The sequence below is a fragment of the Bryocella sp. genome, assembly GCF_058498515.1.
In genome coordinates, this window is sequence record NZ_JBMHYI010000063.1 from 135,334 (window position 1) to 153,048 (window position 17,715).

The window sequence follows — 17,715 nt, forward strand, 5'->3', positions numbered from 1 at the left end:
GGTACAAAAGCAGGTCCTTCGCTACGCTCAGGGTGACAAAGGGGGCTCAGGAGGACAACCGGCAGGCGCAAGCCTGACGCGAAGCGCTGCTTCGGGAATGCAAAGCAGTGGTCCAACCATCCACCCCCAGCCACATGGCGTCTAACAAGCAAAGCGCTCATTGACCGGAACTTGCCGCGCCCCTGGACGACCATGAACGATCTTCGACGTACGGCCCCTCTCGCTTGCCTTTTTGCTGCTGCCTTTCTAGCGTCCCCAAACCTCACAGCTCAGACCTCGTCCAGCGCCGCCCAGCAGGCCGGCCAGGCTTCGGGAGTCGGTCAGGCCACCGGCTCCATGGGCGAAAAAGGCGCTCCGGCGGGCAGCAAGCCCGGCCAGGACACCAACTCCGCGTCCAAGCCGGCGACGGCCACGGAGGAAGCGGCGTCGACGACGAAGCTCTCCCAGGGGCCGCTCGACCCGAACAGCGCACCCACGGATCTGCCCGTCGGGCGACCAGTGATCGGCCTGGCGCTGGGCGGCGGAGGCGCGGAGGCGATGACCGAGATCGGCGTGCTGCAGTGGTTCGACGAGCACCACATCCCGGTGGACGTGATCGCGGGCACCAGCATGGGGTCGATCGTCGCGGCACTCTACTCCACCGGCAAGTCTCCCAAGGAGATGCGGGCCGTGATGACGGACGAATCCGTGGAGCGGATCTTCCGGATCGAGCCGGCCTACTCCAAGCGCAACTTCCGCCGCCGCGAGGACACGCGCGAGACTCCCAATGCGCTGGCTGTCGGGCTGCGCCATGGGGTGAGCTTTCGCAACTCGCTGCTGACGGATACCGGCCTGAACGAGCTGCTGGACAAAGAGTTCCTGAACTACAACGACCAGCTCAACTTCAACAACCTGCCGATTCCCTTCCGCTGCCAGGCGACCGACCTGACCGCGGCGAAGACGGTCACCTTCTCGCGCGGCTCGCTGCAGGATGCCGTGCGTGCGTCAGCGTCGATCCCCGGCGTCTTCCGGCCGTTCCAGATGGGCGATCACCAGTTCGTGGATGGCGCGATCCTCGCGAATCTTCCTACCGAGGACGTGAGGGCGATGAAGGCCGACGTGGTCCTTGCCGTCAGCCTGCCACTGCAGCCCATCGGCAAGACCGACCTGGACTCCATCGTCGGCGTGCTGCAGCGTGCGTTTGCGGTGGGCATCGAGGCCAACGAAGACCGCGAGCGCAAGCTGGCCAACGTGGTCATCACGCCGGACGTGACCGGATACACCGGGGCCGACTACCTGAAGATCAACGACCTGGCCGACCGCGGCTACCAGGCTGCGGAAGCGCACAGGGCCGACCTGCTGAAGTACGCGCTGAGCGATGACGAGTGGAGCCAGTACATGGCTAAGCGGCGCTCCAAGCAGCGCGATCCCGCGGGCAATATCCTGCGCGTGAAGATCAACGCTCCCGACGCCGGTGTGGCCGAGGCCGTGCAGCGCAAGTTCGCGCCGGTGGTGGGCAAGCCGGTGAACACCGACCAGATCGAATCGCTGCTGGCCGAGATACGTTCCGATGGCGCCTATGATGCGGACTACACGGTGGGCTACGACTCCAGCAACTCCACGCAGCCGATCATCCTGGTGAGCGTGAACCGCAAGAAGAATGGGCCGCCGTTCCTGGCGGTGGGTCTGAACCTTGCGGCGCAGACGGCAGGCGTGACGCGCGCGACCGTGGATACGCGCTTCCTCTGGCAGGATGTGGGAGGCTATGGCAGCGAGTTCCGTGCGCGCGTGGACTTCGGCTTCCTGACCCATGCGGACGCGGAGTACTACCGGCTGGTCGGGATCAACGGCCTCTTCGTCGCGCCGCGCATCGAGTTCGACCGCACGCCGTACTACATCTACCAGAACGACTACCGTCTCTCGGAGCGGCAGTCGCAGTGGACCGGTCTGGGCGCCGATGTGGGCTGGACCGATCATGCCCAGCAGGAGCTGCGGGTGGGCTGGCAGTTCCACAACGTGCAGTGGTCGGAGACGACCGGCACGGACTCGCTGCCGGACTACAGCGGCAACTCGCAGAAGGCGCGGCTGCATTATGTCTTCGACAACCAGGATCGCGGGCTGATCCCACGCCGCGGCATACGCTTCACCTCGGATATGGGCTACCTGTACGCCACGGACGGCAGCGCGAACGCCCCGCAGTTGTTGAACCAGATCGAGGCGTCGCACATGTTCGGCAAGAAAAACCTGTTCCTGGTGAATGCCGAGGGAGGCACGATGCTGAACCGCAACGTGCCGCAGCCGTTCCGATACACGCTGGGCGGCCCGCTGCGGCTCTCCGGCAGCGCGATCGATCAGTACCGCGGCACGGACTACTTCCTGGTCACGCCTGGATACCTGCGCCGCATCGCCAACCTGCCAGCCCCACTTGGCCAATCGATCTACGTAGGAGCCACGTATGAGGCGGGCCAGATGCGTGCACCCGACCAGCCAAACATCTTCCGGCAGGATGTGTACTTCGGCATTGTGGCGGAGACACCATTGGGCGTGGTGACCATCGCCCCGGCGATCGGGGACCACGGCGAACGTAAGTTCACGTTCACGCTGGGAAGGTTCTTCTAGAAAAGCTAGCTGCTAGCCACTAGCTTCTAGCTTCTAGCTTGTGATTGCCCTCTTGGAACGTCGCATCCATGATTCAGCGGCGGGAAGACAAGGTGATTCCGTTCTGGAGGGCTAGAGGCGAGGAGCTAGCAGCTAGAAGCTGCCGTTCCTACTTGCCGCCGCTGAGGCGCGCTGCGAGCCGCTCCGGCAGGCCGGCCTTGCGGATTTCAGCCTGAGCGGCGGCGATGTCGTACGGCACGCGCCAGAAGGTGACCGTGGCCGCAACATCGTCGTAGATGGCGAAGGACGCGCGGGGGTCGCTATCGCGCGGCTGGCCGACGGAGCCGGGGTTGATGAGGTGCCGCGTGCCTGCTGGGACCTCCATCGCGAAGCTCTCCAGACCGCCGGTGTACTGGTAGACCGGGCGATCCTCTTCCCACTCCTGCTGCTGCTGGGAGAAGCCGCCCTGCACGTGGGTGTGGCCGAAGAAGGTGATGTCGGATTCCATGCGCTGCAGCGGCGCCCAGGCATCGCGCATGGAGAGGATGTAGTGGTCCTCATGCAGCGGGGAGCCGTGGGCAAGCAGCACCGTCTCGCTGGCGCGCACCGGGCCCTGCGGCATCTCGCGCAGCCAGGTGAGGTTTTCTTCGGTGAGGGTACGGTGCGTCCACATTGCGGCCTCGGCGGCTACGGGATTGAACCCGGCAGCGCTCGAGAGCCCGCAGCAGACGCGATCGTGATTGCCGCGCACGTTCAGCGTGGCGCGCTCTCGCAACAGGGCGACGACCTCGTTCGGCGTTCCGCCATAGCCCACCACATCGCCCAGATTCCAGAGCTGGTCAACACCCGCGGCCGCACGAAGGACAGCTTCGAGTGCGTGAACGTTGCCATGGATGTCAGAGACGATGAGAGCGCGCATGGGCCAAAGAATCAGTCTATCGTGAGCGGGCCGGGGGCGTTCTCGGTTGTCCGTTCTCAGTTCTCAGTTCAGCGCAGATGCACGACCCACGGGACTCGCAGGTCAGAACCCACAACTCGCCACGGACAACGGAAAACGGAGGACGAGGAACGCCTACGCCCGTACCTTGCCCAGCGGGCTGTCGCGATCGGTCGTCATCGTGGGTACGGCGGCGAGCAGCGACTTCGTGTAGGCGTGCTGCGGGCTGGTCAGCACGTCGTGCGAGCTGCCCATCTCCACGATCTCGCCGCGGCGCATCACGGCGATGCGGTCGGCGATCTGGCCGACGACGGCGAGGTCGTGCGAGATGAAGAGCATCGAGAGCCCATGCTCGTCCCGCAGGCGGCGCAGTAGCGCGAGGATCTGCGCCTGCACGGTGACGTCGAGCGCGGTGGTGGGCTCGTCGGCGATCAGCAGCTTCGGCTTATTCACCAGGGCCATCGCGATGACCACGCGCTGGCGTTGCCCGCCGGAGAACTGGTGCGGGTAGTCGTCGATACGGCGCTCAGGCTCGGGCAGCGCGACCTCGCGCATGGCGGCGAGAACACGCTCACGCACCTCGCGACGCGGGGTCTTCGGCGCATGCGCCAGCACGCATTCGGCAATCTGCCGCCCGACGGTCATCACGGGGTTGAGCGCGGTCATGGGCTCCTGGAAGATCATCGCGAGGGCGCGCCCACGCATCTGCTGCATCCCGCCGTCCTTCATCAGCAGAAGGTCCTGGAAAATCGAGGAGATATGGACGCAACCCGGGCGATCCACAGCCGGCGTGGCATCCTCCCACTCCAGTGCGCCAACATTGACCAGCCCTGCCTCAGTGCGCACGAGATGGGGCGTCGCACCGGTGCGGCGGCGGCCCAGCGACGCGTAAACGCTGTCGCGGTCGATCTGCGAGTAGAGCTTCACGCTCCCACTCACCCGCGCCGAGTCCGGCAGCAGCCGCATCAAGGCCAGCGAAGTCGCGCTCTTTCCGGAGCCCGATTCTCCCACCAGACCCAGCGTCTCGCCGGAGTTGAGCGAGAACGAGATGCCGCGCACCGCTTCGCTGGAGCCGAAGGCCACGCGGAGGTCGGTGACCTCGAGCAGCGGGTTCGGCGGCGGGGCAGCGGTGGAACTCACACAGATGAGGATAGCGGAGATGCCTGTCAGTGCTCGACAACCACGAATGTGCGCCACTCCGAAAGACCCACCCTACCGCCGTCCCCGAGACTCCAGACGCGCCAACGGTACTTCCCGGGGACGCTGGCGAAGGCTGCAACCGCCCGGGTCCGGGCTCGCGGGTCCCGGTCCAGAACGAAGTACAGGTGCGGGTGCTTCCAGACCTTCGAGGATTCACGCTGCCACTCGACCGCCTGCATGCCTGCGCCACCGAGGTTGTCCCACCACAGCTCCGGTTGCGGTGCACGCGAATCGCCGTCCGGAGGCGAAGCGAGCCGCACGCCGAGTGGACCGGAAGTCCGCTCTTCAGAACTGCGCGGCATGCCATTCAGAACCGAAGTCTCCTCGAAGGCAGCATGATCCCAGCGGAGGTTCAGCGCGAGATGCAGTACGCGCCACTCGGCATCGACTGCGGCTCGACGCAGGACCACATAAGGATGCGTGATCGCGAAGGCATCGGGCGAGCCGACCACGAAGCGCAGGCTGACCACCGCCAGCAGCCCCACCTCCGCAACGTGGACGACCTCGATGTGGCCGCCGCCAGGCTGACGAGCTTCCAACTCGCCCTCCATCGGCAGCCTGCCAGAAGGGAGCACCAGACCCGTGGCGAGGGGGTCGTCGTACAGCGCGGCGTCAGGATCGGCGATGGCGCCCAACGAGCTGCCGTTCTCGGCAAGCGCGACGGCATGAATGGCGGTATCTGTCAGCTGCTTCCAGGAAGGCAACGGCGGTCTGTGGTCCTGCTCACGTTCGACGCAGCCGAAACAGGGCTCCGTGAACGCCACGGCCAGCGCACGCGCGCTGCGGGGATGGGGAGCGCCGCGCAACAGGTAGTACTCGACAGTTGGGTCCGGCTGGGTTGGTGGCGGCAAGCCGTCGGGCAGGGCTTCGGGGGGTGGTTCGCGAAAGAGAAAGTAGTAGGCGTTCAGGCCAGCGTTCCAGTCACGAGGCAGCGGGCCAAGCAGAAGGTCTGGGAATTCGGGTTTTCCAGCCACGGCAGCCAAAGCTTCCGCGAGGTGGTTGCACGGAACCGCCTGAATGAACGGGTGAAACGACACATGACTCGGCTGCGCAAGGTCCATCCGTTCCAGCGTCGTCTCAACCCTCACCTGGACGTCCCGCAATCTGGCTGCGGCCAGATCATTCGCTGGAGTCGCCGTGCCTCCACGTGGAGTCTGGCCTCTGAAGCTGCCTGCCGCCTGGCCGTAGTCGCCCGCATTCTTGCCGACGGTGCTCGCCGCCTGTCCAAAGTTACCGGCGCTGCGCTCCGTGTAGCCCGTACCGGAAGGAGGAGCGGCGATGTCCGGACTGGTGGTGGATTTTCCAACGTTTGACGCAGCTGTACCGAAGTCACTGGCGCTCCGCCCAAAGCTGCTGGCAGTGCGTTCGGTATAGGTGTCGGGTACACCACGCGAGGACGGTTCGTCAGGGTAGGGGTCGGAGCCGTCGGCGTTGCAGACCGGCATCCATGCGGCGACCCCGCCATCGCTGGCGAGGCTCCACTCGCTCCGTTCGACGTCCGGGAAGGGCCGAGCGTGGCGTCGTGCCGCCTGCTGCTGAGCCGTCAGCCAAGTGCACGACAGCATGGCGGCGAATGAAGCGATCCATACTGCTCTGCGACTCGCGACCATCCAAAGGCCTCCATCCGACGTGCTGCGACGAAGTGTATCCGCTTGGACGCACCAGCTTTCGCCAGGTTTTGCGTAACGCCACCTTAATCCTGCTTGTCTTTCGGCTACCGCTCCCAGCCAGAGTCCAACGGCCCTCCGCTGAATCCAATCCCCCTGTGAGCGCTTCCTCCAATTTGGCCCCTCTGTTTCGTCTCTCTGTCCTGGACCAGTCGCCCGTGCCTGAGGGCTTTACGCCTTCGGACGCGCTGAACAACTCGCTGGAGCTGGCGAAGCATGTGGACAAGCTGGGCTACACGCGGGTCTGGTACTCCGAGCACCACGCGATGGGCCTGCTGGCCTGCACGGCGCCGGAGATCCTCGTTGGGCGCGCCGCCGCGGCCACGGAGCGCATCCGCGTGGGGTCGGGCGGCATCATGTTGCCGCACTACGCTCCGCTGAAGGTAGCGGAGGTCTTTCGCACGCTGCATGCGATGTTCCCGGGGCGCATCGACCTGGGCATCGGTCGCGCTCCGGGCGGAGGCCAGCTCGAGGCCCACGCGCTACGCCGCGTCCGCCAGGGGCCGCCGCCGGATGACTTTCCACAGCAGCTCACTGAGTTGCTGGCGTTCCTGCATCCCGAGCGTTTCCCCAAGGACCATCCCTTCGCCGGCATTCAAGTGATGCCCGAAGCCGAAGGCGCACCTGAGCTATGGCTGCTGGGTTCGTCGATGTGGTCGTCGATCACGGCGGCGTCCGAGGGTCTGCCATACGCTTACGCCCACTTCTTCTCCAGCTCGCAGACGCGCCATGCGATCGAGCACTACCGCAGCCGGTTCACGCCCAATCCCATGCGTTCCGGCCCGGACGGCGACACACCACGAGCCAGCATTGCCATCGGCGTGGTGTGCGCGCCCACGCAGGAAGAAGCCGAGTGGCACGCGTCGTCCGTGCGCCTGCTGCAGCGGCGCATCCGGATGAACGATCGCCGGCCCGTAGCCAGGCCCGAGGAAGCGATGCGCGAGCTGGCGCAGATTGCCATGACGCCGCCCGACCCTCGGCTGCCGTTCCTCAACGGCTCGCTGGACGAGCCCGAGAGCGAGTTCCCGCGCTACATCGTCGGCACGCCGGGGAAGGTGCGCGACGAGTTGCTGAAGATCGGCCGCGAGCTGGAGCTCGACGAGCTGATCGTGAACACGGTGATCCACTCGCACGAGGCGCGGCTGAGGAGCTACTCGCTGCTGGCGGAGGCGTTCGGGCTGTAGGTCGAGATCTCTCTGCGCCGTCGGCAATCTGGCGGGACTCTGCCGCTATGTGAGGCGTGGCGTGGCTACGGCTACACTGAAGGGCGAGCGTGCCCCCCATCGTGTCCTCCCTGTCCTACGAAACTCCTGTCCTGATCGTTGGCGCCGGGCCGGCTGGCTGTGCTGCGGCGTATGACCTGGCCGAAGCCGGCGCGCGTGTGCTGCTGCTCGATCGCCGCACCTTTCCGCGACCTAAGGCCTGCGCCTGCGGTCTCACGCGCAAGACGCTGAAGGCGCTGCGCTATTCGGTCGATCCCATCGTCGAGTACACCTGCGACGAGATTGTGTTGGAAGCTCCGGCGCCATTCTCCAAGCTGCGCCTCAAAGACAAGCAGCCCATCGCGGCCATGGCCGTGCGCGAGCGCTTCGACGCCTTCTGCCTGGAGCAGACACTGAAGGCGGGCAAGCACGAGGGCGGCGTCACGCTGCGCCGCATCGACGGCATCACCGCGTTGCGCGAGACTGGCGATGGCGTCGAGCTGGACATCGTGACCAGCGAAGGGAATGAAACGTTGCGTGCGGATGTGCTGATTGGCGCGGATGGCTCCAACGGCCAGACGCGGCGGCTCGCAGCGCAGCTGGCGGCGGGAGAGAACGAGGCACTGGCCCTGCGGGCATCCGAGGCCGAATGGTATACGCGGGGCTTCGCGCTCGAGGCCACGGTGCCCTACGCTGTGTTGCCCGCGTCGCTGCCCGAAGGCGATGGCCCGAAGGATCTGCTGTTCGACTTCAGCCCGCTGCCGGGAGGTTATGGCTGGCTCTTTCCCAAAGGCGATCACATCAACATCGGCGTGGGTGCGTTCGCTCCGACGCAGGGCGCGGTGGATGAAGCCCAGGAGGCAGACCTGAAGCAGGTGACGCGGACGCTGCTGGGCGAGTACGTGCTGCGCAAGCTGAGCGTCGACATCGCGGCGATTGAGGCGCAGGTGACGGGGCAATACCTCGGCATGGGAGGCCATGCGTATACGCCGCGCGGGCGGGTGTTGCTGACCGGCGATGCCGCCGGGCTGGTCGACCCGTTGACTGGTGAGGGCATCCATTCGGCCGTGATCAGCGGGCAGGCTGCGGCTGCAGCAATGCTCGCATGTAAGGCGCATGGGCTTGGATTCGAGACAGTGGGACAGGAGTATGCCCGGCGGCTCGATTCGCTGCAACAGACGCTGGCCTTCAGCGACCGCGCCGCGCGCAGCTTCTACCACGACCCGGAACGCGGCTTCAAGGTGATGCAGACGCCGCTGATTGGCTCGCTGGTGCTGAAGAGCTACACGGATGGGCTGCCGATGAGGTTCCTGCGTCCTCTGGTGCGGTGGGCGGCGCGGCGGTAGGCTGTATCGACAACTTCGGCGAACTATGCGTGGGGAAAGATCCCTGCAAGATGTGTCATCCCGAGCGAAGCGTAGCGAAGCCGAGGGACCTGCTGTCTGCCTATGCGGGAAGCAGGTTTCTCCACTACGCGGGACGATGACACTGTCCCGCTACGGTCGAGATGACACATCTTGGGCGGTGCGGGATATGCCGCTACGCACTAATCGAAGCGCGGCAGGTGCTCCACATCGCCCAGCGGAACAGGCTCGAGCGGACCGCCGGCCTTGATCCATGCCTTGAGCCCACCCTGGATCACCTTGGTGTGGCAGGACTCGCGTTCGAGCATCTTGGCTACGCGGACGCTGGTGGCCTCATGCGCGCAGGAGCAGTAGAGGTAGATCTCGCACTCGGGCTGCATGAACTCGCGCAACGCCACCAGCTCATCGCGGAGGCGCGTCGGCTCGACGCGAATGGAGTTCTTGATGCGCTGCATGCCGGGATCGTAATACCCATGGGAGCGGACGTCGGCGATGACAACAAGGCGGTCGTGGCTGGGAGCATTGAGCTTATCGAAGAGCTCGTGCGCCGCAACACGCTGCACGGTGGTGAACTTCGTATCGCGCAGGTAGCCGATCGTAAGCCAGACTGCGTAGATGGTGAAGATGAAGCCCAGAGTGCCGGCCGTGGCCTGCCCCAGCCGCTCGACGAAGGCGATGATCCGGTGCAGCACGCCCGCGAAGACGTAGCCGAGGCTCGACCAGACCGTAACGTAGAGCAGAACGCCGATGGAGTCGTTGCGCAGGAACCGCCACAGCCGCATGTTCAGGCTGCCCGCCAGCGGAGCGGCGATGGTCGCCAGCCCAGGGACGAACTTCGAGAACAGCAGCGTCTTCGCTCCGCGCCGGTAGAAGTTCTTGGCCGAACCGTGAATGCAGGCCTCAGGGTTGATGGAGAAGCGGCAGATTCCCGCCAGCAGCCACCAGCCCGTGGTGCGGCCGCCGAAGAACATCATCGTGTCGCCGACCAGCCCGGCGCCGGCTCCGCAGAGGATGATGAACGGGAACGAGAGCACCCCGCCGTGCGCCGCGGCGCCCGCCGCCAAAAGGACCACGGAGAGCGGCATCGGCAGTCCGCAGGAGGACAGCAGCAGCACAATCACAATCGCGGCATAACCATGGTGCTGCACTGTCGCAGTGAGGTTCATCGTCGTGCTAAGGCCCCCAGCTCGGTCCCTGTTCCTACAGGCTTCTGATGCGCAGGAGGGGCGAGTTGTCGCTCTCACGTGCTCTTGTATCTTTCGACCGGTAACAATGAGACGCACAGGGTTGGCAGCCGGATTGGAATCCTTCGACGATTCGACCGGAATTAGAACTGCAGGCGCAGGCCGAGCTCTATCTGGCGTTCGCGGCTCAGCCCGGTGGTGGAGGAGAGTGGCGTGCCGAAGGCCGGCGTTTGCACACCTTCCGATGCAACTACGGCTGCGTTCTGGAAGATCAGTGGCGTCGGCGCACCGGTGGTTGCCGGGATGCCGACCAGGAATGCCCTGGTCTCGACACGCGAGAAACTGACCGAGTTGGCCAGGTTGAAGGCCTGCGCGAAGACCTCCATCCTCAGACGGCGAGGGAGGGTAAACTCGCGGGTCAGACGGAGGTCCACCCGGCTGCGGGCGGGGAGGCGCAACGTGTTGCGACCTACCGTGGGCAGATAGACTGCGCCGCCGGAGCCGTTGATCGAGTCACCTCCGCCAGTAAGGTACGTTCCACCGTAGATCGCATAGCTGTAGGGAGCGCCGGAGCCAGCGACCGCGACTGCACCCAGGGTCCATCCGTTGACCAGCGCGCGCTGCGGCCCGTGGCCCCATTCACGCCCGGTGCGATACTCCAGTGCGACGGAGAATCGTTCCGGGAAATTGAGGCTGGAAAGGCCCTTGTCGTAGCCGATGCGGAAGGGATCGAGCTGCGCGTTGAGCCGCGGTGAGGCGCCCTGCTGCGGGTTGTAGTCGATGGCCCGCGAGAAGGTGAAGCTGCCATGCGCCGTGATCCCGTGCCACGCGCGGACGCCAGCCTCCAGCGTGCCTGCGTGGAAACTGGCATTCGCATGCGACTGCAGCAACGAAATGGCGCCGTACTGCGTGATGGGCCGCACCGTATAGACCGGCAACAGAAAGACCTCCCCATCCCGCACGCCCACGCGGCCGTCGCCACCTTGCAGGACGAAGGTCTTCATCGCGGTTGAGGGCGCAATGTTCAAGTCCGAGGTCGTCGCAAGCTGCGTGGCGCTGGCCATGGCGTATCCCGCGCGCAGCCAGGCATGCGAGCCGAACGCATGCTCCAGGCTCAGCGAGCCGCGCTGGATGGCCGGCTCGCGAAAGTGGCTGGAGAAGACCAGCGCGGAGGTGGTTTGCGTGACCGCGGCGGGCGGCGTAGTGGTGTAGTCGCAGGGATAGCCAAAGCCCTGGCTCACGCCCGTGACCTGTGGGCATTGCGTGATGGTGGTGGGGCGAATGCGCACCCGCTCGACGGAGCCTGGTAATGCGGTGTCGGTCAGCGCCGCAGCGACGGTCGCTCCGGGCGTGCGGCCATAGAAGACGCCGTAGCCGAGACGCGCTGTGAACCAGGCTTTGCGCGATCTGGCGACGCCTGGCGACCATGCCGCGCTGAGGCGCGGGCCAACGTTGTTGCGGTCTTCGGGGATCGATGCGGTTGCGCCCGTGTTGGCTCGGGCGAGCGTACTAATCGCTGCGTCCAGCGCGAAGTTGGGAGCCAGCGGCAGCGGCAGCAGCGTGTACTCATAGCGCGCGCCGAAGCTGAGCACCAGATCGTCGCGCACGCGCCAGGAGTCCTGCGCGAAGCCTGCAACCTGGTGCACCACGAACTGTAGCATCTGCGCTCCAAAGCTCTGCGTAAAGGTGTGGAAGCAGAAGTAGTGCAGCGCCGCGTAGACGCTGGGGCAGCCGCCGTTGGGGTACGCATGCACGTTGTAGGTGAAGTCGGTAATCCAGTCGGCAAGGCCGCCGTCATAGCCTCCGGTGGTGTTGCTGTTATAGCTGAAGGTGCCGTCCGCATTGGTGATGGAGTCGGTGCGATCGTCGATGCGGCTCCATGCCGCGCCGAAGCGCAGCAGGTGTGAACGCAGTTTCCACTCGAAGGCATCCTGCGCCTCGATGCGCGTCTCTTCGGGGTAGGCGCTGCGGCCGAGGTTCGGCGGCGTGCCATAAGCAAAGCCATTCGGCGCGATGCTGACCTGCGGGGCGTAACCGCCTGGCCCGATCGCGGGTTCCTGCGCGAGCGGCGAGTGAGGTTGCTCTTCGTTCAGCTCGTGCGTTGCCTGCACGCTGGCCTCATTGTCGATCGCGCCGGTAAAGCGATGCAGCCAGTGTGCGGCCGCCGCATCGACGCTGACCGTGCGGTCACCGACGCTGCCCATGCCGCGAGCCACCACAGCGTCGGAACTCTGCCCGAAGGCTGCCCCAGCAGGAGCGTTGAGGCGATGGGCAGCGTAGCTCAGCGCGACAAGATCGTGCGCGCTCACGTTGATATCCGCGCGGCCAAAGCCATTCACCCGCAACGCCGAACGATGCTGGACACCGGTGAGGCTGTCGAGGTAGTTCAACGCCTGCTGCAGCTGCGTGCTGGTCACTCCACGCACGGCGAGCAGCGTGCTCTGCGTCGAGGTGAGCTGGTAGAAGCTTGCGAGCTGAGGTGTGGATGTGAGCTGGTCGTGCCGCACCTGCGCTTCTACCGAACCGAAGAGCCACACGCGAGGAGCGGCCTGCTGCGTTGCAGTACGGCGACGGCTCAAGCGCAAGGGCCCGCCAGCCGATCCACCGAAGATCCAGGTCGAGCCGCCCGGCCGCGCGAGGCTGTTGCTCACCACACCATTGTGATAGTGCGTGACGAGGGAGAAGGGGTTGGTCGCGGCCCACGCGCCATCACGCACCACCACAAAGCTGCTGCCATGGAGCGCCGGCCCACCGCGTCGCGTGCTGATGGTGATCGACAGGCCGCCGGCGCCGCTCGAGTCCGCCGAATAACTGCGCGCCACCGCATTGAACCTCCGCACCGCTCCCTGCGCGAAGCTCGTCTCGGAGGCTGCTCCGCCTGCCGCGCTGCCCCGCGGGCCGGCGCGGAAGTACTGCATTGCAGTCAGGCCATCCATGCTTTGCGAGCTCTGCGTCACGGCAAGCCCGGCCTCGCTGAGGCCAGAGGCGGCGCGGCCTTCATCGCTGGTTGCACGATCATCGCCTGCCTGCGGCGCATCGGCCTCAGGATCGCTTGCACCGCTGCTATCGGGCGCTGCCGGAGCCGCATCGTTGACGAGAGGAGCAAGCTCGCTGAGATCCTGAAAGTCGCGCGAGGCCACAGGCAGAAGCGACAGCTCGCCGGCGGGCGTCATGGCTTCGGCCAGAACCGTGTGGCTGGGCGATGGTGAGACTGTAGTCTGCGGGGCTGCGACTCCCGATGCGCTCCCGCGTCGCAGCACCAACGTGACCTCCGCGATCTCGCCCGGCTCGAGCACCACGGCGATCGAGCCGGCTGTGCCAGCATCATCGCCTGCGCCGACGAGTGTGTAGTCCCCTGGCTGGAGACGAAGGACGAAGAACCTGCCGTCGCGCGCGGCCTGGAAGCGCTTCACCTCGAGGCCATCGGAAGATCGCAATGTGAGTGCTGCAGGGAAGCCTACGCCATCAACCGCACTGACTCGCCCGCGCAGGGCAGCATCCATGGGGCCCTGCGCCCGCGAACTCGCCGGACTCGTCGAACTCACGATGACCGCGAGCCCCAGAACGCACAGCACCGCCCTGCGGCATCGCCGCGCGATGAGCCACATCTTCTGCAATCGCGAAACCCCGCTCCGGGGACAAGGGCCGGAGCTCCCGCTACTCAGCTGGAGGATCGAAAGTCACACGGCTGCGCACCTGCAAGCAAGCCACGGAGAGAGAAAAAAGCGTAGCCGCAGCCTAGACGAGATTGCCGCCGATGGAAAGAGATTTTTTCTGTGCTCTGCAAAAAAAAGAACGCGGTGGCCGAAGCCACCGCGTCCCTAGGTGCTGCTGTTGGAGTTAGAACGCGAACCGGGCCGAGATCTGAATCTCGCGCGGCGTGTAGAGGAAGCCGCTCGAGTTGATGCTCGTGTTCTGGCCGAACGTCGGCGACTGGTAGGTTGCCGTTCCGGTCAGCGGGCTGGTGGACCCTCCGTTCGAGAACAGGTACGCGGTGGTGTTCACGGAGGTCACGTTCTGGTGGTTGGCCACGTTGAAGACATCTGCGCGGAGTTCCAGGTTGTAACGCTCCGTGATAGCGAAGTTCTTCGCCACCCGCATGTCGTCGGTGATGGCGCGCTTCACTTTGAGGGTGTTGCGACCCAGCGCCGGGACATACGCAATACCGCCCGAACCATTCCAGCCCGAAGAGGCAGCGAAGTACGAGTTGCTGCCGCTGGTTCCGTAAGAGTAAGGCAGACCGCTCTGACCCTGGAAGCTATCGTTAACGCTCCATCCGTTGGTTACCCACTTCACGAAGTTCTCGGTGTGAAGCTTCGGCAGTGTGTACAGCGCGTAGCCCGTGATGCGGTTCGGAACGTTGAACTGCGAGTTGCCATAGTTGACGCGAGCATTGCCGTAGGGGTCGTACCAACCTTCCGTGCTCGCGGAGGTAGCGGCGTTCTGGTTGTAGTCCAGCGCGTGCGAGAAGGTGTAGTTGAAGTCCGTCTCCAGGCCGTGCCACGACTTGGTCTTGATCTCGCCGACCAGCGCGTGGTAGCTGGAGTTGATGTTGCTGACCAGCTGTGTCACGCCGACGAAGTTGGGGTTGTTGAACGCCGAGTAGAACGCCGTGTTCGCCGGTGTAGCCTTCACGTAGGTCGGCACGACAATCTTCGTGTTGCAGGCGATCGGGCCGCAGCTTCCACCCGTGCTGTACGGAAGGACGGTGACCGCAACGTTCTGTACTGTCGCCGGGTTCAGGTTCATGTTGAGGTAGTTCGGCAACTCGCGACCCAGACCACCCAGGTAGCTTACGGCGATCACCGCCTTCGAACCGACCTCCTGCTGGAGGATCAGGTCGAACTCATGCACCATCGGGTTCTGGAAGTTCTTGGCGAAGTAGTAGCTGCTGGGAGTTGAGAAGGACCCCTTAGCCTGCGTCACGACGCCACCCGAGCTGGTGACATTCGGGAGGATGTTGGCCAGCGTGGGGCCGCCCTGGGTGTTGGTGAGTGAGGTCGTGTACTGACCGAGCGCGCTGCCGGTGTTCAGGTAAGCGTTCAGGATCATCGCGTTGATCACGCGGCCGTAGTACATGCCGTAGCCGCCGCGGAGGACGGTCTTGCCCTGACCATAGACGTCATAGGCGAAACCGATACGCGGTCCGATGTTGTTCTTATCGCTGGGACGGTTGGTGAGGCCGGCATACGGCGTGAAGTTATAGAGAGACGTTCCGGCGGTATTGACGACGTTCAGCGGTGCGGTCAGCGAGGTGCTTGCGTTGGGCAGGGACTCGTAGTCATACCGCACACCGAGTTCCAGCGTCAGGCGAGGAGTCGCCTTCCAGTTGTCCTGGGCGAAGAAGCCGTAGTCAGTAGTGGCGATCGCGTACTGCGGCGTCAGACCGAAGCCTTCGACAAACGACGAGTAGCAGGGATAGGCACCCCCAGCCGGGGTGATCACATACTTGTTCGTGGTCGTGTTGAGCGCGATGGTCGCTCCAGAAGACGCCGATGAATTACAGCTGGATGCAGAGGCATTGTTGCGCGCAGTCAGATCAGCAAAGTAGTTGCCGATGTACGAGTAGGTGTACACACCGTTGGATTCGTACAGATTGTTGACGAGGTCGTGATTGTGCAGAATGTCCACGCCGAACTTGACGTTGTGATTACCGTGCGACCAGTACGCCGTATCAAAGATCTGCCACTTGCGCTCGTCCGGGTAGGAGAAACGGTAGGAGTAGTAGGGAGAACCGAGGTACACACCGCTGGTTGACTCGGCCAGGTTGATCTCCGGAACGTTGCCCGCCGAACTGCCCGTGCCCGTCAGGTTGGTGTTGGTATATGCGGTGTAGGGCTGCTGCGTCTCATCCTCGAGCTCGCGGCCATACTGATAGCCGAGCTCGTTAGAGATGGAGTTCGTGATCTGGCTCTCCAGCTTCGCGACGCCGTAGTCCAGCTTCACGAAATCGTTGCCGAACGTGTCTTCCGCATAGGGAACCGTGGCCTGTGTCTGCACGCCGCCGGGAGAATCCCAGCGAAGGCGATGATAGAGGAAGCTCACGCGCTCCTTCGAGGTGATCTGATAGTCGAGTTTCGGGGTATTGATCTCCTGGTACCCCACGCGAGGCGTCTTGCCAATGTCAGGAAGCAGGGCTGCGAGGTCGCTGGTGTAGAGTGAGGCGGCAGCAGAGTAGCTGATGCCGAGGCGAGTGGCGAGACCGCAGGTCTGCTGGTCGATCGTGCTGCCCGCAGCGGCGGTCGCTGCGGCGATGCTGGTGCCGGCATACAACAAGCCGGTGGACGCGTCGCAGGTATCACCGGTAGGCACCGCGGAATCAGGCAGAGTGAAGAACGTCGCAGGGCTCTGCGGCTTACCGAAGCCCGGGAAGATGTGCGAGTGCTGATCGTAGGTGTAGTGCCAGAAGATCCTGTCCTTCAGCAGCGCGCCACCGGCCGAGAAGCCATAGATCTTGCGCAGATCCTTGGGCTTGAGGGGAGCGGTGTTGAAGGTATAGCCGCCGGACCCATTGGGCGTCGCCGTTGTATTCGTCACGAGCGGCGTGTAAGCCGCCCAGTTGCTTTCGCGATCGAAGAAGTACGCTTCGCCGTGGATCTGGTTGGTGCCGCTCTTGGTTACCGAGTTGATGACCGCGCCGGCGGCGCGGCCATATTCCGCCGAATACACACCGGTGTTGACGGCGAATTCACGGACCGCATCTTCGGAGGTCGAGTACGCTTCACGAGTACGCCCGCGCTCTTCCGACCAGTAGGCCACGTTGTCGTCCGCGCCGTCGATCTCGATGTTGTTCAGCAGCGTGCTGATGCCGCGAACGCTGACCAGGCCGAAGCCGTTGGAGTCCGAGACCACGCCGGGGGTGAGCATCGCAAGCGACGACCAGCGGCGGTTATTCTCAGGGATGTTGACGATCGCCGTCTGATCGAGAACCGTGGACATGTCCGGGCTCTCGAAGTTCAGCACCGGGACCTCGGCGGTCACTTCGACGGTGGTTGCGCTGCCGCCGGTGCCAAGCTTTGGCGAGACGTTCGTGGTCTGGCCGACCTGCACGACGACGTGCTGGATGGTATCGGCAAATCCAGTGGCCTTCACGGTCACGGTATAGGTGCCGGGCTCCAGCAGGGGAGCCGAATAGAAGCCGCTGCCGTCCGCAGTGAGCTTCTTTTCGGCATTGGTGCCATCGTTATGGATGGTGACGGACGCCTGGGGAACGACGGCCCCGGTGGGGTCCTCGATCGTTCCAGAGATGGCGCCTTCGGTCGTCGACTGCGCAAAGGCAGCCGGCACGGCCAGGATCGCTGCAAGCCCTAAGGGCAGGCAGCGGAGCAGAAATCGGTTCTTCATCGGCACTCCTTAAAAGAAAACAGCAGAAAGATAGCTGCAATGGCTATACGGGTTCGGCGCGTTCGTCGGCGATAGGCTTCCTATCACGACAAAAAGCTCTACGACCCCTTCGAGCGGGGTTCGCAGGCAGCACCTGGGTCGGCGCCGCGTCAAAGCTTCCATGAAAGACTCAATAGTGCGATTCTAGACTGTGGGCTGCAAGCGAAAAATGACAGCCTTCGAGTATTCACGAGGCCTTAA

General features: G+C 64.5%; 9 protein-coding genes. 3 read left to right on the top strand and 6 right to left on the bottom strand.

Going from position 1 to position 17,715, the window contains the following annotated elements; genetic code table 11:
- Positions 1-192 precede the first annotated feature (192 nt).
- Complete coding sequence (locus AC5E6W_RS18625) at positions 193-2,598, top strand: patatin-like phospholipase family protein (RefSeq protein ID WP_491753833.1); 2,406 nt, start codon at positions 193-195, stop codon at positions 2,596-2,598.
- 148 nt (positions 2,599-2,746) lie between these two features.
- Here the strand turns inward: AC5E6W_RS18625 and AC5E6W_RS18630 are convergent, their stop codons facing one another.
- The 3 genes from AC5E6W_RS18630 to AC5E6W_RS18640 all read right to left on the bottom strand — a co-directional run bounded on the left by AC5E6W_RS18630 (position 2,747) and on the right by AC5E6W_RS18640 (position 6,279).
- Entirely contained in the window at positions 2,747-3,496 is a 750-nt protein-coding gene (locus tag AC5E6W_RS18630) for a metallophosphoesterase family protein (protein WP_491753834.1), read from the bottom strand.
- A 153-nt stretch (positions 3,497-3,649) separates the two neighbouring features.
- Positions 3,650-4,654, bottom strand: coding sequence for an ABC transporter ATP-binding protein (locus tag AC5E6W_RS18635; protein ID WP_491753835.1), 1,005 nt, complete (start codon positions 4,652-4,654; stop codon positions 3,650-3,652).
- Between the two features lie 26 nt (positions 4,655-4,680).
- Positions 4,681-6,279, bottom strand: coding sequence for a hypothetical protein (locus tag AC5E6W_RS18640; protein ID WP_491753836.1), 1,599 nt, complete (start codon positions 6,277-6,279; stop codon positions 4,681-4,683).
- Positions 6,280-6,497: 218 nt separating this feature from the next.
- Between AC5E6W_RS18640 and AC5E6W_RS18645 the strand changes: the two genes are divergently transcribed.
- Positions 6,498-7,565: an LLM class flavin-dependent oxidoreductase gene (locus AC5E6W_RS18645; RefSeq protein ID WP_491753837.1), complete on the top strand. Its 1,068-nt coding sequence runs from the start codon at positions 6,498-6,500 to the stop codon at positions 7,563-7,565.
- Between the two features lie 101 nt (positions 7,566-7,666).
- A complete protein-coding gene (locus AC5E6W_RS18650; RefSeq protein ID WP_491753838.1) occupies positions 7,667-8,929 on the top strand; it encodes a geranylgeranyl reductase family protein in 1,263 nt (420 codons plus the stop codon).
- Positions 8,930-9,129: 200 nt separating this feature from the next.
- On the opposite strand, the gene AC5E6W_RS18655 is transcribed toward AC5E6W_RS18650, so the two are convergent.
- From AC5E6W_RS18655 to AC5E6W_RS18665, 3 genes are all read right to left on the bottom strand, one after another.
- Complete coding sequence (locus AC5E6W_RS18655) at positions 9,130-10,113, bottom strand: rhodanese-like domain-containing protein (RefSeq protein WP_491753839.1); 984 nt, start codon at positions 10,111-10,113, stop codon at positions 9,130-9,132.
- Positions 10,114-10,274: 161 nt separating this feature from the next.
- Positions 10,275-13,739, bottom strand: a complete 3,465-nt coding sequence (locus AC5E6W_RS18660) for a TonB-dependent receptor (RefSeq protein ID WP_491753853.1) — start codon at positions 13,737-13,739, stop codon at positions 10,275-10,277.
- A gap of 232 nt (positions 13,740-13,971) precedes the next feature.
- Positions 13,972-17,475, bottom strand: coding sequence for a TonB-dependent receptor (locus AC5E6W_RS18665; RefSeq protein ID WP_491753840.1), 3,504 nt, complete (start codon positions 17,473-17,475; stop codon positions 13,972-13,974).
- Positions 17,476-17,715: the final 240 nt, after the last annotated feature.